The following is a 20,474-nucleotide window of genomic DNA, read 5'->3' as shown; positions in this document are numbered from 1 at the left end:
GATTCCTTTAGCTAGAGATTCTTTCGATTTGAGCGCCGAGAGCTCTAAGTTTGTGTTCCATGCGCTCGTACCCGCGGTCAAGGTGATAAATCCGCTCCACCAAGGTTTCGCCCTCGGCAGCCAGACCGGCGATGACAAGACTGGCGGAGGCCCGCAAGTCTGTGGCCATCACAGTCGCACCAGAAAGCTTGTTGACGCCGCGCACGACTGCGGTGTGACCATCGATATCGATGTTGGCGCCTAAGCGCAGCAGTTCCTGCACATGCATAAAACGATTTTCGAAAATCGTTTCAGCAATCACCGAGGTTCCGTCAGCGAGGGTATTGAGTGCCATGAGTTGTGCTTGCATATCGGTGGCAAAGCCTGGGTACTCATGGGTGCGGAAGTCAACGGCTTTTGGTCGCGTGTGCATGCTGGCTTGTATCCAGTCTTTGCCTGTTTGAATCGTGAGCCCTGCTTCTTGTAATTTGGATAACGTGGCACCCATCGTGTCGGGGGCGACGCGCCGCAGCATGATGTCGCCGCCAGCGGCACCGACCGCACACAAAAAGCTGCCTGCTTCGATCCGATCAGGAATGACGTCGTGGCTTGCACCATGGAGCGTGGGTACGCCATCAATGATGATGCGATCTGTACCGTGGCCCTTAATGCGAGCACCCATTTTGATGAGTAGCTCGGCGAGATCGACCACCTCGGGTTCACGCGCAGCATTTTCTAAAATCGTCTGACCCTCGGCCAGTACTGCCGCCATCATCAGATTTTCTGTTCCAGTGACGGTCACCATGTCTGTACGAACAAGAGCACCTTTGAGTTTTTTGGCCTTGGCGACGACGAAACCATGTTCGATTTTGATATCTGCACCTAATGCTGCCAAGCCTTGGATATGCTGATCCACAGGTCGCTGACCAATGGCACAGCCACCAGGCAGGCTCACTCGCGCTTCACCAAAGCGCGCCAACAATGGACCGAGCACCAATATCGAAGCACGCATCGTTTTGACCAACTCATAAGGCGCTTCAAGCGCAGTGAGCTGGTTGGCTGTGATGCTGACGGTGTCGTCACTGGCGCGCTCGCAACGAACGCCTAGCTGTCCAAGAAGCTTAAGCGTTGTCGAGATGTCATTGAGCTTTGGGACATTGGTGAGCGTCACGGTGTCCGCTGTCAGTAGACCTGCGCACAAAATGGGTAGCGCAGCATTTTTCGCGCCAGAAATATTGATTTCACCTTTGAGCGCACGGCCACCCGTAATAAGAAGCTTATCCATTTAGCGGTTTCCGTTGAACTCTTCTGGGGTCAAGGTGCGCATAGAAAGTGCGTGAATTTCTTGTTTCATGCGATCGCCCAAAACGCCGTAGACGAGTTGATGCCTGGCGATGGGTCGTTTGCCTGCAAATGAGGCACTGACAATCACGGCCTCAAAGTGCGAGCCGTCGCCCGTGACCTCAAGATGTTCGCAAGGCAGCCCGGCAGCAATGTAGGCACGGATGTCTTCTGGAGTGGGCAACATGGTGAGATCTTTCCTTGGTCTGGTTGTAAGTACGCGGTAATCGTAAAAAAATTGCAGTGTGCATCAGGTTCTAAGCTTGTAGCCAGTTCCAAGCAGGCGCAGGGCGAAGAGGGTGAGGATTATAAAAACGCCACCCACCACGGCTAAGCTCTGCCAGGGTGACACATCGGCGACACCAAAAAATCCATAGCGAAAACCATCAATCGTATAAAAGAGCGGATTCCAATGGGAGACTTTTTGCCAAAACGCAGGCAGTGTGTGCACAGAATAAAATACACCGGATAAAAAAGTGGCCGGCATAATCAGGAAGTTTTGGAACGCGGCAAGTTGATCGAATTTTTCAGAAGTCAGACCTGCAATCAGGCCCAAGATCGCCATAATGCCGCAAGAGAGTACTGCAAACACGAAGGCCCAAACCGGTTCTTTCATACCCAAGGGTACAAAATATAAAGAAACGAGCCAAACACAGGCGCCGACGGCAATGCCGCGCAAAATGCCAGCAAGCATATAGGCACTGAAAAACTCACGGTGTGAAATGGGTGGCAACAAGACAAAGACCAAGTTACCTGTTACCCGACTTTGAATCAGCGAAGAAGAGGGGTTGGCAAAAGCATTTTGCAACATGCTCATCATCATGAGTCCGGGGATGAGAAATGCCGTATATGGAACAGAACCGTAGACCTGTATTCTGTCTTGCAGAACTTGCGCAAAAATAACCAGGTACAGCAATGCTGTGATGACGGGTGCAGCAATGGTTTGAAAGCCAACCTTCCAGAAACGCAGAAGCTCTTTACCTAAAAGGGTAGGAAAGCCAGAGCCTGCGCCGGGGCGAGCGGTCAGTAGGGCGCGAGTCATGGCTGGGTCTCCAGTGTTGTGTGGGTTGGCGCATTCATAATTTGAACAAACGCTTGTTCAAGACTGCCACCGGTCCTCGCAAGGAGTGCCTGTGTGGATTCAAGCGCAACGATTTGTCCACGTTTGAGCATGGCAATCCTTCCACAGAGCGCTTCAGCCTCTTCGAGGTAGTGCGTCGTCAACATGATGGTGTGGCCTTCGCGATTCAGTCGGGAAATAAACTCCCAGAGACTGCGACGCAGATCGACATCCACCCCCGCGGTTGGCTCATCGAGCACAATGACAGGCGGACGATGGACAAGTGCTTGCGCCACCAATACGCGACGTTTCATTCCGCCAGAAAGCGCGCGCATATTTTCATCAGCCTTATCTGAGAGGCCGAGGTGAGCAAGGATCTCATCAATCCAATCGTCATTTTTTCTAAACCCAAAATAACCAGATTGAATACGCAACGTTTCTCGCACAGTAAAGAATGGGTCGTAGACCAGCTCTTGCGGTACAACGCCAAGTGAGCGACGGGCGGCTTGATAGTCCGCCACCACATCATGACCACACACACTGGCCCGACCACTGCTCGCACGACAAAGCCCTGCTAATACGGAAATAAGCGTTGTTTTACCTGCGCCGTTTGGACCCAGCAAACCAAAAAACTCTCCGTGTTCAATGGTGAGCGACACATCGTTCAGCGCTTGAAAGCCTGGACCTTGGGGTTTTTTAAAAAATCCCGCCCAACCGGCGGCACGTGGAGGAAATATTTTTGAAACGTGTTCGAGCGAAACGGCAGACATGATGTTTATTGGGCTCGCTTGTTAAGCGCGGCGATTAACCCGTCGATGCCGTTCTGATTAATCTGCTGCGTAAATTGGTTACGATAGTTTTCAATCAACCACACATTTTCGACATTGATGTCGTAGATTTTCCAGCCTTGCGGTGTTTTTTCGAGGCGGTAGTCCAGAGTAAAAGGTTGCGAGTTTGCACGCTGAGTGACTTGGGACCTCACAACAACATCGTTGGCATTTAAATCACCTCTGAAGGGGAGCGTTTTGATGCTTGTTGAATCACTCACGCGGGTAAAAGCACCGCTGTATGTGCGCGCCAAGGTGCCGCGAAAAGCATTGCTCAGGCTCGCCTTTTGTTCCGCAGTCGCTTCGCGCCAATTGCGACCTGCTGCAAGGCGTGTTGTTTTTTCAAAATTAACGTAGGGCAGAATCATTTCGTCCACGATCTGATTGATACGTTTGATATCACCAGCCCTTGCGGCCGTGTCATTTTTGAGTGCGGCTAAAACTTGATCCGCGACTTGTTGCACGAACTCGTTGGGGGATGCCATTGGGTCCGGTTTTTGTTGTGCCTGAGCGCCAACGGAGAGACCAAAAGCCAGGGCCAGCATGAGATTGAGGCGTACGATCAAACCTAACATCTTTTAATTCCTCGTTAATTTTTAGAAGGGATGCCGAGTGCCTTGCGATCGGCTGGCGCGGCTTCAACGTCTTCGTAACTAGGCAAGCTTTCTGCGTCGGTCAGTGGGCCATTAACCTGAACCGCACGTCGCTTTAAATAGGCGTCTCGGATAAAACTGTAGCGATCCAGTGCTGTGCGATCAATCGTGTCACTCACGGCCAAGAGTGCTTCGCGACGTTGCACAATCTCGAGTCCATAAATTGAGTTTCGGACCGCGATATCGTGCACCTGTTGACCGTAACCAAATTGATTGACATATGCGTCCACGATCAGTCCAGAACCATCTCGCATGGTGCTCGCGCCGAGAATAGGTAGAACAATATATGGGCCTGAACTGATCCCCCAGACGCCAAGTGTGACGCCAAAGTCATTGGGGATGCGCTTGGCGCCTGTTGTGCTGGCAAGGTCAAAACAGCCACCGACACCCAAGGTGGTGTTGAGCATGACACGACCGAATGTATTGATCGCGTCAAGATGACGACCTTGGAGTGAACTATTGACACCTGCCCAGATGTCGCCAATATTGAAAAATATGTTGTTAATGCAAGACCGCACAGGCTGGGGGGTCACGTAGGCATATGCTTGCGCAACAGGTTTAAACACAGCTCGGTCAATCGTGTCATTAAATTCAAAAACAGCTCGGTTAGAGCTCTCCCATGGATCTGCCGCAATAGGCGTTTTCACGGCCTGGGTAGCACAGCCTGCGAGTATCGCAAGCAAGACCAAGATCAGAGGCCTGTAAAAATTGTGCGCGTTCATTTTAACCATCGTCATTAATTTTTGGGCTGATCCGAGGTTGGGGTGGATGGTGTTTCGCTTCCCTGTTTTTCGGCAGTATTAAAGAGGAATTTACTGATGAGGGTCTCAAGGACAATGGCGCTTTGCGTAAACTGGATCGTGCCATGATTGGCTAAGTTAGTTTCGTCTCCGCCCGCCTCAAGCCCAATATACTGCTCTCCCAACAATCCTGACGTCAGAATTTTCGCAGAGGAATCAAGCGGAAACAGAAAGCCTTTTTCCATGTCAAGTTTGACAACGGCTTTGTAGGTTTGAGTATCCAGAGCGATCGATGACACTCTGCCGACGACGACACCTGCGCTTTTGACGGGAGCTCTAACTTTGAGACCGCCTATGTTGTCGAAGATGGCCGAGAGCGTGTAAGTTTGCGCAAAAGAAAAGCTGCTGAGATTGGCTGCCCGAAGCGCCAAAAATGCCAAGGCGATTGCGCCTAGCAGTACAAAGAGCCCAACCCACCAGTCTGTTTTTTCAGTAGACATTTCTATTCCGATATCAGTTGCTGAACATTAAGGCAGTCAGCAGAAAATCAAGACCCAGTACGGCAAGTGATCCTGCAACCACAGTGCGGGTGGTTGCGCGCGCAACGCCTTCGGGCGTTGGGCGGGACTGCCAGCCCTCGTACAGAGCGATTAGGGTAACGGCGACGCCGAACACAACACTTTTTATCACTCCGTTCATGATGTCTTTCCAGACATCTACGCCGCTTTGCATTTGAGACCAGAATGCGCCGGTGTCGATGCCAATTAACAAGACACCCACGATCCATCCACCAAGGATGCCCACCATTGAGAAGACTGCAGCCAAGATTGGCATAGCGATGACGCCACCCCAGAATCTAGGTGCCAGCACCCTGCGGACGGGGTCGACAGCCATGACCTCCATTGCGGCGAGTTGCTCGCCCGCCTTCATCAGGCCAATTTCGGCAGTCAGAGACGTGCCGGCTCGTCCGGCAAAAAGGAGTGCCGTGACAACGGGTCCTAGCTCGCGGGTGAGCGATAAGGCGACCAGTAGCCCAAGCGCTTCTTCAGAGCCGTAGCGGTTAAGTGTGTAGTAGCCTTGGAGGCCCAGCACGAAGCCTACAAAGAGCCCCGACACGGCAATGATCAGTAATGAATAGTTGCCAATGAAATGAATTTGCTGTGAGACAAGTCGTGGCCTGGATAATACGATGCTGCTGCGTTGAAGAAGTAACCAGAAAAATCGAGCAAATGTTCCGAGACCGCTGATGCGGGCACGAACGCTGCGGCCGATGCTTGAGAGAGAAGCGTTCATGGTCATCTCTTACTCTCTTGCTGTGTTAACCAAGCGTCGAATTTCGGCGAGTTGGGATAGTCAAAAGGGACCGGCCCATCGGACTCGCCCTTGAGGAACTGTTGGACATAGGGGTCGGAAGAGTTTCCAAGCGTATCAGGTGTCCCATGCGCCTTGATCACACCTTGACCAACCAAATAGACATGATCTGCGATGGCAAATGATTCGGTGATGTCATGTGTAATGACTACGGAGGCGCAGCCTAAGCGATCTGACAGACTACGAATCAAGCGAGCAGTAATGCCCAGCGAAATTGGATCTAAGCCTGCAAATGGTTCGTCATAGAGAACCAACTCGGGCTCAAGGATCACCGCGCGCGCGAGCGCGACCCGTCGGGCCATTCCGCCAGATATTTCCGAGACCTTGAGGTGAGCAGCAGCGCGCAGGCCGACAGCTTCGAGTGTGTCGAGTACACGCGTCAGCAACTGAGGGAACGCAAGATGAGCGTGTTCGCGAAGGGGAAAGGCAACATTTTCAAATACGTTGAGATCTGTGAAGAGCGCACCTTGTTGAAACAGCACACCCATTTTTTGGCGTAGCGATTGGAGAGCATAACCATCGATGCGAGCCAGATCTTTGTTAAACAAGATGACTTGACCTGCGCGGGCCTTAATTTGGCCGGTTGCTGCGCGAAGCAAGGTCGTTTTGCCAGAGCCAGAGCCTCCCATCAAGGCGATGACTTGTCCGCGTCGAACATCCAAAGAGATATCGCGCAAGATATCTACGTCTCCATAGCCTAACGAGACACCGGTCAGGCGTAAAACAAGATCGTCAGGGGCGGAGGAAAGCGAGGGCATGAGAAAGCCGGTCAGGTCATCGCCAAAAGGCTGGGACGGGTAGGGTTATACCCGGATCCTGCATTGTAGCGCTCGCTGCTCGCCGAACGTGACAGATTGGAGCGTTGCGATGAATAGAGCTTTAATTTAGCTTGATGTCAGCAGATTGAATGACTTTTGCCCACTTTGCTGTTTCAGAGGCAATAAATGCACCGAATGCCTCGGGCGTACCCCCTACAGCTTGGCTGCCGACGCTTGAGATCGCTTTGGCCACATCAGGGTCTTTGAGAATTTCGTTAAATGCCTGATTCAGTTTGGTAATAATAGCGGTGGGTGTCCCTGCCGGCACGATGATCCCTTGCCAGTTGTATGACTCAAACCCTTTTATGCCAAGCTCAGACATGGTCGGCACTTCTGGAAGCACGCTAATGCGCTCCGCTGAAGTGACTGCGATGGGGCGTACGCGTCCTCCCTGAATGGCAGGAAGAGCGGCATATCCCATTTCAAACATCATGTTGAGATGCCCGGCCATGAGGTCTGTCGCAGCCGGCGAGCCACCCTTGTATGGCACATGGGTAATTTCGATCTTGGCAGAGTCACGAAACATTTCGCCCGAAAGGTGGTGAGCGCCCCCTACTCCCGAAGAGCCAAAAGTGAGCTTGCCAGGTTCTTTTTTTGCCAGCGCGATCAGATCACCTAAGGTTTTGACAGGCATGTTGTTGGACACGCTTAAAACAAGAGGGCTGTTCTCAATCAAAATGACGGGCGCCAGGTCTCGGGCGACGTTGTAAGGCAACTTTGGCATGAGGCTTGGGTTGACCGCCAAAGGAGCCAAATTCCCTGAGCCGAGCGTATAGCCATCTGCTGCCGCTTTGGCGACCATCGCAGTGCCAATCACACCACCTGCGCCTCCTTTGTTTTCGACCACCACAGGCTGGCCAAGCTTTTCGGACAGTTTGCGCGCCAAAAGACGCATTCTGGTGTCAGAGAAGCCGCCTGGCGCGTAGGGCACAATCAATGTCAGTCCCTTGCTAGGCCAATTGTCCGCTGTTTGAGACTGTGCTGTGACAGGCGCAAGAGTGAGGGCAGCAAGAAAACTAGCCGTTAAAACGTGCAAGAAGCGTGACATTTTTTTCATGAGTATTCACCGATACCTGTTTAACGTGGAAGTTCGCTGGAACCCATCAAGAATTCATCGACGGAACGTGCACACTGACGTCCTTCGCGAATCGCCCAGACGACGAGTGATTGACCGCGTCGCATGTCGCCTGCTGCAAAAACCTTGTCTACGCTGCTCTTGTAGTCATCTGTATTTGCGCGGGCATTGCCTCGTGGATCCTGGTCAATGCCAAAGGCGGTCAACACATTGCTGACGGGAGCCACGAAACCCATTGCCAACAGTACCAAGTCGGCTTGAATATCGAACTCTGAGCCTTTGACTTCTTGCATGCGCATCTGACCGGTGGCTTCATCTTTGATCCACTCTACGCGCGCAGCGACGAGTTTCTCGACTTTGCCATTTTTGCCTGCAAGCGATTTGCTTGTGATCGCCCAATCTCTCTCTGCACCTTCTTCGTGCGAAGAGGAGGTACGAAGCTTGGCTGGCCAGTATGGCCAGGTCATGGCTTTGTTTTCGCTTTCTGGCGGACGTGGCATGAGCTCAATTTGAGTGACTGATTTGGCGCCATGGCGATTGCTGGTCCCCACGCAATCTGAGCCTGTGTCACCACCACCAATGACAACAACGTGCTTGCCTTTTGCCAAGACTTGGCTGCTAAGCTTGTCACCGGCAACAACTTTGTTTTGAGGCCGCAAAAAGTCCATGGCGTACATCACGCCATCAAGTTCGCGTCCGGCGATAGGCAAATCACGCGGGGTTTCGCATCCACCTGTCAGCACGATCGCATCGAACTCTTTTTTAAGCGCTTCAGGTGTTTTAACAGTGAGACCTTTCTCGCTGATGTCGCTTGCCTGACCTACGTAATGCGAAGGTTTGAACGTCACGCCTTCGGCTTGCATCTGCGCAATGCGCTGATCGATCAGATGCTTTTCGAGTTTGAAGTCTGGAATGCCGTAGCGGAGCAAGCCACCAATGCGGTCACTCTTTTCAAAGACGGTGACATCGTGTCCAACACGAGCCAATTGTTGAGCACAGGCCAATCCTGCTGGACCCGAGCCGATCACAGCCACTTTCTTGCCTGTTTTTTGAGCCGGAGCCTGAGGAACGACCCAGCCTTGTTCCCAACCTTTGTCGATAATTGCGTGCTCAATGGATTTGATGCCGACGGCGTCATCGTTAATGTTGAGGGTGCAAGCAGCCTCGCAAGGGGCGGGACAAATACGACCCGTAAATTCGGGGAAGTTATTGGTCGAGTGCAATACATCTAAGGCACCGCGCCAGTTTTGGCGATACACCAACTCATTCCAGTCAGGAATGATGTTATTCACGGGGCATCCGTTATTGCAGAACGGAATGCCGCAGTCCATGCAGCGCGCGGCCTGCTTGCCTGCTTGCTCGTCATTTAAATGAAGTACAAATTCTTTCCAGTGCTTGAGTCTATTGGCGGGAGGCTCGGAGGCCTCTTGCAAGCGTTTGACTTCGAGAAATCCAGTAATTTTTCCCATCATGATTCCTTAAGCAGCTTTAGGCTGGGGGTTTGCAGCGCGCCACATTTCGCCGAGGGCGCGCTTGTAGTCAACGGGCATGACTTTGATGAATTTAGTGCGAGCACTTTCCCAGTTGCTGACCAGATCGCGCGCGCGGAAGCTGCCTGTGTAACGGAAGTGGTTTTCAATGAGGCGCTTCAAGATGACTTCATCAGTTTCGCGCTCACCACTCCGCGTCATACTGTGCCAGACATCGATCCCTTGTTCTTTGGTTTGAGCGGCCGTGGACAAAACAGGCTCAATCGCCACCATTGTCATGTTGCAACGCTCTGCAAAAGTACCTTCGGGATCCCAGATGTACGCGACACCGCCCGACATGCCGGCTGCGAAGTTGCGGCCGGTGTCGCCCAACACAACGACTGTTCCGCCTGTCATGTATTCGCAACCGTGGTCACCCGTGCCTTCTACGACAGCGGCTGCGCCCGAGTTACGGACTGCGAAACGTTCGCCACCCACGCCATTGAAATAGGCTTCGCCACCGGTCGCACCGTACAGGACGGTATTACCAATGATGATGTGATCGGGTCCAAAACCGCGGAAATCGTTAGGCGAGCGAACAATAATGCGTCCGCCCGACAAGCCTTTACCGACGTAATCGTTGCCTTCGCCTACCAGATCAAGGGTAATACCACGCGCCAGGAATGCGCCAAAACTTTGACCCGCTGTGCCATTGCACTGAATATGAATCGTGTCATCTGGCAAGCCTTCGTCACCGTAGCGAGAGGCCACGCGACCAGACAGCATCGCACCAATCGTACGGTTGCGGTTTCGGACGGGAACGATAAAGGAGACTTTTTCACCGCGCTCGATCGCGGGCAGACTGCGCTCAATCAACTGATGGTCGAGTGCAACATCGAGTCCGTGATCCTGACCTTCGGTGTGACGGCGAGGACTTTCAGTTGTGGGTTGGTAAAAGACACGTGAAAAATCTAAACCGTGCGCTTTCCAATGATCGATACCGGAGCGTGTGTCGAGCATATCAACGCGGCCCACTAAATCATCAAAGTTGCTAATGCCGAGTTGTGCCATGATTTCGCGAACCTCTTCAGCGACAAAGAAGAAGTAGTTCACAACGTGCTCTGGCTTACCCTGGAATTTCTGACGCAAGACAGGGTCTTGTGTGGCAACGCCAACAGGGCAGGTATTGAGGTGACATTTGCGCATCATGATGCAGCCCTCTACGACGAGCGGGGCCGTGGCAAAGCCAAACTCATCCGCGCCGAGGAGCGCACCAATCACTACGTCACGACCTGTCTTCATCTGGCCGTCTGCTTGTACGCGAATTCGGCTGCGAAGCTGATTGAGCATCAGTGTTTGCTGTGTTTCAGCGAGACCAAGCTCCCAAGGTGTGCCGGCATGTTTGATAGAGGAGACAGGCGATGCGCCAGTTCCACCGTCATGGCCAGAGATCGTCACGTGATCAGCCTTGGCTTTAGCGACGCCAGCGGCTACGGTGCCTACGCCCACTTCTGAGACCAGTTTGACGGAAATCGAAGCGCGATCATTTACGTTTTTGAGATCGTGAATCAGCTGGGCCAAGTCTTCGATAGAGTAAATATCGTGATGAGGTGGTGGCGAAATCAGACCCACGCCCGGAACAGAACAACGCAGTTTAGCGATGTATTCGGAGACTTTGTGACCCGGGAGTTGGCCGCCCTCGCCAGGCTTGGCGCCTTGGGCCATCTTGATTTGGATCTGGTCTGCGCTGGAAAGGTATTCTGCGCTGACACCAAAGCGACCTGAGGCAACCTGCTTGATCTTGGAGCGCATGGAGTCACCCTCTTGCAAGGGTACGTCAGCAGCAATGCGATCAGCGCCTAGTTCGCTGGCCAACGTGGCGCCAGCTTTGATGCCACTCTTGCCCGTGCGTAATTCGCTGCGATAACGCAGCTCGTCCTCGCCGCCCTCGCCGGTGTTGGATTTGCCGCCAATGCGATTCATGGCAACAGCGAGTACCGAGTGCGCCTCTGTCGATATCGAGCCGAGTGACATTGCGCCCGTTGCAAAGCGTTTGACGATTTCTTTTGCGGGTTCTACTTGGTCCAAAGGAATGGCGCGTGCTGGGTCGACCTTGAACTCGAATAGGCCACGCAACGTCATGTGACGACGACTCTGATCGTTGATCAGCTGGGCGTAATCTTTGTAAGTGCTGTAGTTGTTGGCGCGTGTGGCGTGCTGTAACTTGGCAATCGAGTCAGGTGTCCACATGTGCTCTTCGCCGCGCACACGGAAGGCGTATTCGCCACCGGTTTCAAGGGCATTTGCCAAGACAGGATCATTACTAAACGCAGCGCGATGCGTGCGCAAAGCTTCTTCGGCTACTTCGAAAATACCAATACCTTCGATTGTGCTCGCTGTGCCTGAGAAGTATTTGCTAACGAGGTCGGTGCGTAAGCCAACAGCTTCGAAAATTTGTGCGCCACAGTAAGACATGTAGGTCGAGATGCCCATTTTGGACATGACTTTGTTGAGACCTTTACCAATAGCTTTGACGTAATTTTTGACTGCTTTTTCTGGATCTTTGCTGATCGCAGCGATACTTTCGATGGCCAGGAAGGGGTGGATGGCTTCGGCACCATAGCCACCCAGCAAGGCAAAGTGGTGGACTTCTCGCGCAGAACCCGTTTCAACAACCAAGCCGGTGTTCGTGCGCAGACCTTCGCGAATGAGGTGCTGATGTACGGCTGACGTCGCGAGCAGTGCAGGGATCGCGACATGATCACTGTCGACATTGCGATCAGTCAACACCAGTACGGTATAGCCACTCTTGACGGCATCCACTGCGCGAGCACACAACGCAGCGAGGCGCGCCTCGATGCCATGGGCACCCCAAGCAGCTGGGTAGCTAATATGGAGTTCAAAGCTACGGAATTTATCGCCAGTCAGCTCCGATATGCCGCGAATTCTTGCCATCTCCTTGTCATCCAGCACGGGTTGATTGACTTCAAGGCGCAGCGGCGGATTGACGTTGTTGATATCAAGCAGATTGGGCTTGGGGCCGATAAAGGACACCAAGGACATGACCATTTGTTCACGGATCGGGTCAATGGGAGGATTGGTGACCTGAGCAAACAACTGACGGAAATAGTTGTAAAACGGTTTTGCACGGTTCGACAGCACGGCAAGTGGTGCATCGTTACCCATGGAGCCGATTGCTTCTTCACCTGTTTCTGCCATCACATCAAGCACAAACTTAAAATCTTCTTGTGTCCAGCCAAAAGCTTGCTGGCGATCAAGCAAGCTAGTGGTCACAGCAGGGAGCGTCGACGTGGCGGGTGCAGGCAGGGACTCTAGCTTGACGCGCAACCGATCAATCCATTGGCGATATGGGCGTGAGTTGGCCAGTTGCGACTTGATTTCGGCATCATCAATGATGCGACCTTGTTCGAGGTCGATCAAGAACATTTTGCCAGGCTGCAAGCGCCATTTTTTGACGATTTTGTTTTCTGGAATTGGGAGCGTCCCGGCCTCGGAGGCCATGATAACCATGTCATCATCAGTGATCAGATAGCGGGCAGGACGTAGACCATTTCGATCGAGTGTCGCGCCTATTTGGCGGCCATCTGTAAACGCAACTGCGGCCGGACCATCCCAAGGCTCCATCATGGCGGCGTGATATTCGTAGAAGGCACGACGGCTTGGATCCATGTGGGTGTGCTGTTCCCAGGCTTCAGGAATCATCATCATCATGGCGTGGGCAAGTGAATAGCCTGAGTTAACTAAGAGCTCCAGACAGTTATCGAATGTTGCAGTGTCGGATTGACCTTCGTAAACGATTGGATAGAGCTTCTTGAGGTCGTCGCCCAAGACTGCTGATTGCATCATGCCTTCGCGCGCACGGAGCCAGTTAAAGTTGCCCTTGACGGTGTTGATCTCACCGTTGTGGGCAATCATGCGGTAAGGGTGGGCGAGAGGCCAGGCCGGGAAGGTGTTGGTGGAGAAGCGTTGGTGTACTAAGGCAACCGCTGAAACAGTCAGTGGGTCTGCTAAGTCGCGATAATAGCGACCGACTTGGTCGGCCAGCAGCAAACCTTTATAAACGATGGTGCGGACTGACGCCGAGGGTACGAAATATTCTTTGCCGTGAGCCAAACCCATGGCCTGGATCGCATGGCTCGCAGTTTTACGGATCACATAAAGCTTGCGCTCTAAGGCGTCAGGCACCATCACATCGGCACCGCGACCAATAAAAAGCTGACGGATAACAGGCTCACAGGCGCGTACGGCGGGCGACATCGGCATATCTGCATCAACGGGAACATCACGCCAGCCAAGCACAACTTGACCTTCGGCGCGAACGGAGCGCTCAAGCTCCTGTTCGCAGGCCAGGCGTGAGGCGATTTCCTTGGGCAAAAACACCATCGCGACGCCGTACTCCCCAGGAGCGGGTAATGTGATGCCCTGCTTGGCCAGATCTTCACGGTAAAAAGCATCTGGAATTTGAATCAGAATGCCGGCACCATCGCCCATCAGCTTGTCGGCTCCGACAGCACCACGGTGGTCGAGGTTTTCGAGAATCTTGAGGCCTTGTTCAATGATGGCGTGGCTTTTTTGACCCTTGATGTGCGCAACAAAACCTACGCCACAGGCGTCATGCTCATTAGCAGGGGTGTAAAGCCCTTGGGCTTTTGGGAGGCCGCCGACTGGCACCGAAGGCGCGGATGAGGCTTTGGACGGATGAAAATTTAGCGGGAAAGTCGACATGTCGTGCTCCAGGAACTGGACTGCTAATGTTGCAGCGCAAGGGCGTAACAATACCCGTGAAAACCCGAGCATGCAAGAAAATAAAAAGGGGTGCGTCCCTATTTAAATGGCTATATTTTTTTATTAAAATTTAATGGGGACGGATCATTTTTCTTTGGGCGTCCACGCGTGCCTGGGCTCACTCGCCGAGTCGCAATTTTTTGTAGCTCGGCAATAAATCCTTGATCGCCGAGTGCCCATTGTCCTCTCAGAGAAAAGGCGATTAGTCGTTCAGAAGAAGTCGGTAGGCCCGCTGTCAACATTCGACGATAATTGGCTTGACGATCAAAGGGGGTATTGCCGCAGAGCCAATAATCAGGATGGGGCTGTAGCCAAGTCAGCGGCGTGCTGGGCACTCCAGTATGCAAGCGGGCAGAGGACCATAGCCATGCTTGGGCATCGTCAACCAAGTTGTCGCGTAACGGTTGCTGTTCAAGCCAAATTAAAGCTGGCAGTACCCAAAGGCCTGGTTGCGGAATCGTGGAGTGGTATCTGCCAGAAAAAACACTACCAGATTGAAGTCGAGCCGCAAACTTACGCCCAAGTGCCTGAACCAAAGAAGGGAGACTGTCTTCTTGTTCGGGCGTGGCGAGAAGGTTAAGCGCGCGAGGGCATATCGACCATCCATGGACTGCAACCTTGTAGGTGGATGCTGCTTGACCCAGCCACAACAACAAATCATGAAAAGGAGGCTCACCGGGCGACTGAAAGGAACGCTGAGCAGGCTCAGAAAAGTCAATGCTGAGAAGCTGGGCATAACCCGCTGCGTAAAGCCGGGGTTGTCTAGCCATGATCGTCCATCAAACGAAAACTCAGGGCTTTTTAAGCCGATAAAAAAGGTTAGGTTCGCTCACGATGTAGAGATTGCCAGCGTCATCTGTGGCAATCCCCTCGGGGCGCGGCATCGGTTTGAGCCCTTTGGGAGAAAGGGAAAGCATGCCACGGCCCTGGCCGCTATCTCCATCTAGCTGAACAATCATTTGAGATTCTTCACTCAGAAGATACACGCGCCCATTAGAAGGATCCGCCTCAACAGAAGACAGGTCGGTCGCAAAAGGAACGTCATCCAACCAATAGCTGATGTTCTCAATTCTAAGGCCGCGGGAGTCAGGTGCCTGAAGATAATTCAGTCCGCTGACTCGATAAAGCGTTCTCGGACTGTGTTCTTTGGAGATATAGAGTCGGTCGCGTTTGAGATCGTAACCAAGGCCGTTAAAACCTTGGTTGGCGTCTTCACCTTCACCAAAGCGTAAAAGTAAGGCAAATGCACGAGTGACATCGAGCGTTTGGGCCGTCGTGGGAATCTCTGTCAATACAACACGGTTACGCTTGCCATTGACAAGCGCAATGCGATTGCCCCCCATCCAGGCAATGCCATTCACATCAGACATGCCTTTGAGAGGATAGGTTGCGAGTAATTGACCATCAATAGAAAGCGCAACGATGGCCGTTGGCTTGTTCACAACGCCTAAAAGTCGCTTTTGAAGCGGGTCATAAGTGAGGCCCGCGAACTTGCCCTCAAGCCCCAGAACAGGGCGAGGTTGATCGGGGGTTGCAAAGCCTGTCAGCGTGTTGCCACCCTCAGCCGTAATCTTCTTTTCCCACTCTGCCTGCTTGGCTGCAAGACCTGAAATCCAGCGATACGCCACTTGTTCGGCATGGTAGTAGCGCACGCCGATGTAGGTCGACCAGCCCACGGCAATGACCAGTAGGCAGGCAAGCAAAATTTTGGAGAGAAACTTGACTAAGTCGGACATACCCAAATCCAGGGACAAACCATGTGGCGAGAAACGAATAATGGCCACGCAAAAACTACCCCTCAGATTAACACTCTAGCGAACAATACGGAACTTTTGACATATAAAACCGTCATATTGGCACTCGCAGCGCTCGAGTGCTAATATCAAGCTTCAGATGGCGCCTCGAATACAGGAGTCTATGTTCATGACAAATACGGCAGCTTTAACCTTGCAACCCAGTCAAATCGCAATGGCCATTTCCAATCCCGGTTCGCTGGGAACGATTGAGGCCTATATTTCGACAGTCAATCGCTTGCCCGTGCTGACGCCGGAGCATGAGAGCGCGCTTGCCCGTCGTTTACGAGACGAACAAGATATTTCTGCGGCGCGTGAGCTTGTGCTGTCGCATCTGAGACTTGTGGTGTCCGTTGCCCGCCAATACCTCGGCTACGGCTTACCTCACGCAGACTTGATTCAGGAAGGTAACGTTGGTTTGATGAAGGCAGTCAAACGCTTTGACCCAGAACGTGGAGTCAGGCTGGTTTCATTTGCCGTTCATTGGATTAAAGCTGAAATCCATGAGTACATCGTGCGTAACTGGCGCATGGTGAAGGTCGCCACGACCAAAGCCCAGCGCAAGTTGTTTTTTAATTTACGCAGTATGCGTCCAGATGGTCAGACGCTTGATTCAAAACAAGTCGATGAGATCGCGGCGCATCTGAACGTGCGTTCTGAAGACGTTCGGGAAATGGAAGTGCGTCTTTCTGGTCGAGAAATGTCTCTCGAAAATCAGGATGATGATGAAGATTCCTATGCGCCAATCGCCTACTTGTCTGACGAGGGACATACAGATCCGACACAGGTTCTCGAGCGCCGCGCCGAAGACTTGATGCGCGGTGCGGGTTTAGATCGTGCCCTGGATGCCTTAGATCCTCGTTCGCGTCGCATCGTTCAAGCCCGTTGGCTGCAAGACGAAGGAGGCGCCACACTGCATGAGCTGGCCGCCGAGTTTGGCGTTTCCGCAGAGCGTATTCGTCAAATCGAAGTCGCCGCCATGAAGAAAATGCGCTTGGCCTTAGCAAACTAAAGTCAAAAATTCGTCAACATCCCTTACCATAAGGTTCTGACGGAATCTGACGGTATGGATATCAATTCATTTGTATTTGGGCTCACGGGGCTACTTGCCCTCGTGTGCTTCATGCCGCCCCTAGCAGGGCGGGTCAAACTCCCTTATTCCGTTTTTCTTGCAATTGCTGGTTGCGTGCTGGGTTACGTCTCGCATGTTCATCAATGGGCACCCCCCGTTTTAGGTGAATTTCTCTCTATTTTGAGCACGTTTGAGGTGTCTTCCGAGACCTTTTTGGTCGTATTCCTGCCAATTCTGTTGTTTGAGGCAGCGCTTGCGATGAACGTGCGCAAATTACTGGATGACTTAGGCCCTATATTGATGATGGCGGTCGTCGCGGTCATTATCAGTACCGTCTTTGTGGGGGCGGTACTTTCCCAAGTTTCTGGCTTCAGTTTGGTGGTTTGCCTGTTGCTCGGCTCAATCGTTGCAACAACAGACCCCGCAGCTGTGATCGGGATATTTAAAGAAGTGGGCGCGCCTGCAAGGCTCAACACACTGGTAGAAGGCGAAAGTTTATTGAACGATGCGGCAGCGATTGCGCTGTATGCAGCATTAATGGGCGTTTTGTCCCACTCGACCGAATTGAGCTTTGGTTCGTTGTCGCAAAATTTCCTATATTTATTCTTAGGCGGAGGGTTGACGGGGTTTCTACTTGCGCGGTTGGCTTGCCTGTCTTTTCCATTGTTGCGCGGTTGGCCTGCTGCAGAAATTTCATTAACGATCTCTGTGGCTTACCTGTCTTATTTTGTCTCTGAACATTACCTTCATGTCTCAGGCGTGGTGGCAACTGTCGTGGCGGGTTTAGTGGTGGGCTCTACGGGCCGAACCCGTATGGCACCTACGACTTTTGTGACGCTGTCTCAATCCTGGCATCAGTTTGGCTTTTGGGCAAACTCACTGATTTTTCTGTTCGCGGCGATGTTGATTCCAAAAGTCATGGAACAGGCGACTTGGATTCATCTTTTTTATGTGCTTTTAGTCTTTATCTCGACGCTGTTGGCGCGGGCGATTGTTGTGTTTGGTTTGGTCCCTCTGCTTTCTTTTTCAGGTCTAGGCGCAAGAATCGGTACCCGCTTTAGAGTGGTGTTGTGGTGGGGAGGTTTGCGAGGCGCTTTGTCGCTTGCACTCGCATTGGCTGTCACTGAGCGAACGAGTTTGCCTATTGAGGCGCGAGAATTTATTGCCATCACGGTCACAGGCTTTGTGCTGGCGACACTTTTTATCAATGGTCTCTCGCTTCAGCCCGTTATTAAAATGTTAGGGCTGAATTTACTGACAAAAAAAGAGCGGGCGCTACGCAATCAGGCTGTCATTGTGGCGACGGCAATGATTCAGCAGGAGACCGACGAGATCGCGCGCGCCGAACAAGTCTCAAGCGCTGCCCGAGAGAGAGTCTATTCCGCGTTTGATAAAAGCATCGAGGAGGGGAGCGATTTACACATCGAACACTTTTCTCTCAAAGAGCGCATTGATCTCGGCCTCACGATCTTGGCCCGCAGAGAGTATGAGCGCTATTTTGATGTGTTGAAACATCAAATTATCGATCGCAACATGGCCGAGCGTTTGTTGGGTCGCGCCGAGCGACTCGAAGAGTCTGTGCGTCTGAGAGGCGTGAGAGGATTTGAATCAAGCACTGTGCGCGCGATGCGGTATCCACGCCGCTTCAGGCAGGCAATGCGCGTGTATGAGATTTTTGGTGTGCAGCGTTGGCTTGCCTATGAGTTGAGTCAACGTTTTGTCGCACTCATGTGTATGCGATCAATCTCGCAGCAGCTGCTGGACTTTGTTGGCAAGAAGCTTCCTGAAATTTTAGGGGAGGAAGCCTCTGCGCGAATAACGGAGCTGCATGCTGAGCGTCTCTCGCAGATTCGCGAGGCCTTGCAAGCACTGGCCCTACAGTATCCAAAGTATTCACTCTGGATGCAGGAGCATTATCTAGGGCGAATCGCCAGACGGTTGGAGCGTGAGCGTTACGGCGAAATGTTTGATCAATCGCTCATTAGCGGTGAGGTCTACGAAAGCCTGTCCGATCAAGTCACCAAGCGATGGGCATTTCTGGATCATGATGCGCCGCTTGATATCGAAATGGGGGCCTCCGAGCTCGTCGCGCGCGTGCCGCTTTTAAGTGGCCTGCCTGTCGATGCGCAGCGTGCGGTGACCAAGATGTTGACGCCGCGTTTATTTTTGCCAGATCAGCTGATTTGGGGCCAAAAGGCACCACCCTTCGGCTTGTATGTTGTGGCCTCCGGGGCGGTCACTATTTTGCTGCCGGATGGTACGCATGTGGAGCTTGGCTCCGGTGAGTTTTTTGGCGAAATGTATTTGCTCAACCACGATGTGCCGGAAAACTTTGAGGTCCGGTCCCTCGGTTACAGCAAAGTATTGTGCTTGCCCGCCAAGGACTTTGATCAGCTTCTGTTGCAGGATCCCGCTATAAAAGATGCGATCGAACTCGTTGCCAAACAACGTTTACGCGCGCTTGAGGTTTGGCGAGCGCATCAGTCTAGTCCGCCGCCCGATTCAGCAAGTCCTCAGTGATGACGATGGACGCCTCAAGAGTAAACGCGTCCTCTTTGAGTAGTTTGTAAAGAGTCTCAGTGTCGAGCAGTTGTATATCCATCACTTCGCCATCGCGGTTGCGTGGTGTGACATGGGGTGCCAGCACGCACTCGCAGGTGAGGACGGCCTCTAGTTGAAAGCCTTCTGGAATCTGGCGCTTCATATGCGCAATGGTGCGCAGAGGGGTGCGCGCAATGATATCTGGCGCATCAAGTCCCGCTTCTTCGTCTGACTCTCGTACAAGTGCGTCGTCCGGATCCTCGAAATTCCCAACCAGTCCTCCGACGAGCGTATCCCACATGCCGGGATCGGTCGCCTTGGTGAGGGCGCGTCGCGCGACCCACAAGCGACCGTCCTCAGACCACCCGCTGAGATGCACGGCTTGTGTCATGAGACCCAGGGGGCGCATGACGCCGCGTTCAATTGCGGCAACACGTTTCTGTGGGTGATTTGGGTGCTTTTCGTCTTGAGCCCAGACATCCAATAACTCGTTTCTCCACCCGGGCGCACACCCGGCCGCCCTAAGCCTTAATGCAATGTCGGCTAAAAAAGCGTCGAGCGGCTCGCCAGCCGGTAGATTTTCGCCAAAATGTGCTGAATTTGAAGTGAGCCGCACGCCTGGCAACCCGGATAGTGCCTGCGCGGCGCCTGGAAAAAGCCAGCCGCAACGCTCAGCACCGATAAACAAAGCCAAAGAGCCTTGGATGGGTGTTTGTGTGGCGCGCGCAAGAAAGCCCTTTAAAAGGGGAAAAAGGCTTTGGCGAGAAAGAAAAAACGCTGACTTTGTCATGTTGGGCATACGCCTGATAGGGTAAAGGGATTGTAGTGCAGCAGGGATGGCAAGCCTGCGCTACAATCACCATCGTTTCTTTGCGATACGTGCTAATCCTAAAGGGTTTTCTCTGGTGGTTAGCCATACAATAATTTTG

The 20,474-nt window shown here is 52.7% G+C and carries 17 protein-coding genes; 2 read left to right on the top strand and 15 right to left on the bottom strand.

All coding sequences use genetic code 11. The annotated features are described in order from the left end of the window. Positions 1-7: 7 nt before the first annotated feature. From murA to WBJ47_RS07205, 14 genes are all read right to left on the bottom strand, one after another. Positions 8-1,264: a UDP-N-acetylglucosamine 1-carboxyvinyltransferase gene (gene murA, locus WBJ47_RS07270; RefSeq protein ID WP_422242920.1), complete on the bottom strand. Its 1,257-nt coding sequence runs from the start codon at positions 1,262-1,264 to the stop codon at positions 8-10. Further along, positions 1,265-1,507 carry a BolA family protein gene (locus WBJ47_RS07265; protein WP_422242919.1) on the bottom strand — a complete coding sequence of 81 codons (243 nt, stop codon included), beginning with the start codon at positions 1,505-1,507 and terminating at the stop codon, positions 1,265-1,267. 63 nt (positions 1,508-1,570) lie between these two features. After that, entirely contained in the window at positions 1,571-2,362 is a 792-nt protein-coding gene (locus WBJ47_RS07260; protein WP_422242918.1) for an ABC transporter permease, read from the bottom strand. Then, on the bottom strand, positions 2,359-3,150 hold the full coding sequence (locus tag WBJ47_RS07255) for an ABC transporter ATP-binding protein (RefSeq protein ID WP_422242917.1): 792 nt from the start codon (positions 3,148-3,150) through the stop codon (positions 2,359-2,361). Before WBJ47_RS07255 ends, WBJ47_RS07260 begins: the two co-directional genes overlap by 4 nt. Before the next feature lie 5 nt (positions 3,151-3,155). Next, complete coding sequence (locus tag WBJ47_RS07250; protein WP_422242916.1) at positions 3,156-3,782, bottom strand: MlaC/ttg2D family ABC transporter substrate-binding protein; 627 nt, start codon at positions 3,780-3,782, stop codon at positions 3,156-3,158. A 14-nt stretch (positions 3,783-3,796) separates the two neighbouring features. Further along, the gene (locus WBJ47_RS07245) at positions 3,797-4,582 is read right to left on the bottom strand and encodes an MlaA family lipoprotein (RefSeq protein ID WP_422242915.1); all 786 of its coding nucleotides are present in this window, start codon (positions 4,580-4,582) and stop codon (positions 3,797-3,799) included. A gap of 14 nt (positions 4,583-4,596) precedes the next feature. Beyond that, positions 4,597-5,100, bottom strand: a complete 504-nt coding sequence (gene mlaD, locus WBJ47_RS07240) for an outer membrane lipid asymmetry maintenance protein MlaD (protein ID WP_422242914.1) — start codon at positions 5,098-5,100, stop codon at positions 4,597-4,599. 13 nt (positions 5,101-5,113) lie between these two features. After that, complete coding sequence (gene mlaE, locus WBJ47_RS07235; protein WP_422242913.1) at positions 5,114-5,893, bottom strand: lipid asymmetry maintenance ABC transporter permease subunit MlaE; 780 nt, start codon at positions 5,891-5,893, stop codon at positions 5,114-5,116. A 2-nt stretch (positions 5,894-5,895) separates the two neighbouring features. Beyond that, positions 5,896-6,729 carry an ABC transporter ATP-binding protein gene (locus WBJ47_RS07230; protein ID WP_422242912.1) on the bottom strand — a complete coding sequence of 278 codons (834 nt, stop codon included), beginning with the start codon at positions 6,727-6,729 and terminating at the stop codon, positions 5,896-5,898. Positions 6,730-6,850: 121 nt separating this feature from the next. Continuing rightward, a complete protein-coding gene (locus tag WBJ47_RS07225) occupies positions 6,851-7,837 on the bottom strand; it encodes a Bug family tripartite tricarboxylate transporter substrate binding protein (protein WP_422242984.1) in 987 nt (328 codons plus the stop codon). A gap of 29 nt (positions 7,838-7,866) precedes the next feature. Next, entirely contained in the window at positions 7,867-9,333 is a 1,467-nt protein-coding gene (locus WBJ47_RS07220) for a glutamate synthase subunit beta (protein ID WP_422242983.1), read from the bottom strand. Between the two features lie 9 nt (positions 9,334-9,342). Further along, the gene (locus tag WBJ47_RS07215) at positions 9,343-14,079 is read right to left on the bottom strand and encodes a glutamate synthase-related protein (protein ID WP_422242911.1); all 4,737 of its coding nucleotides are present in this window, start codon (positions 14,077-14,079) and stop codon (positions 9,343-9,345) included. Positions 14,080-14,189: 110 nt separating this feature from the next. Then, the gene (locus WBJ47_RS07210; RefSeq protein WP_422242910.1) at positions 14,190-14,909 is read right to left on the bottom strand and encodes a hypothetical protein; all 720 of its coding nucleotides are present in this window, start codon (positions 14,907-14,909) and stop codon (positions 14,190-14,192) included. Between the two features lie 21 nt (positions 14,910-14,930). After that, positions 14,931-15,875 carry an SdiA-regulated domain-containing protein gene (locus WBJ47_RS07205; protein WP_422242909.1) on the bottom strand — a complete coding sequence of 315 codons (945 nt, stop codon included), beginning with the start codon at positions 15,873-15,875 and terminating at the stop codon, positions 14,931-14,933. Positions 15,876-16,062: 187 nt separating this feature from the next. On the opposite strand from WBJ47_RS07205, the gene rpoH reads away from it, so the two are divergent. Both rpoH and WBJ47_RS07195 read left to right on the top strand, forming a co-directional pair. Next, on the top strand, positions 16,063-16,944 hold the full coding sequence (rpoH, locus tag WBJ47_RS07200; RefSeq protein ID WP_422242908.1) for an RNA polymerase sigma factor RpoH: 882 nt from the start codon (positions 16,063-16,065) through the stop codon (positions 16,942-16,944). A 54-nt stretch (positions 16,945-16,998) separates the two neighbouring features. Next, the gene (locus tag WBJ47_RS07195) at positions 16,999-19,524 is read left to right on the top strand and encodes a cation:proton antiporter (RefSeq protein WP_422242907.1); all 2,526 of its coding nucleotides are present in this window, start codon (positions 16,999-17,001) and stop codon (positions 19,522-19,524) included. Here the strand turns inward: WBJ47_RS07195 and WBJ47_RS07190 are convergent. Then, positions 19,490-20,335, bottom strand: a complete 846-nt coding sequence (locus WBJ47_RS07190) for an NUDIX hydrolase (protein ID WP_422242906.1) — start codon at positions 20,333-20,335, stop codon at positions 19,490-19,492. The genes WBJ47_RS07195 and WBJ47_RS07190 overlap by 35 nt on opposite strands. Positions 20,336-20,474: the final 139 nt, after the last annotated feature.

The organism is Zwartia sp. (assembly GCF_049655405.1).
In the GTDB taxonomy this organism is placed as follows: domain Bacteria; phylum Pseudomonadota; class Gammaproteobacteria; order Burkholderiales; family Burkholderiaceae_B; genus Zwartia.
The sequence above is the reverse complement of the archived record's forward strand: the minus strand, read 5'-3'. Positions and strand labels throughout refer to the sequence as shown.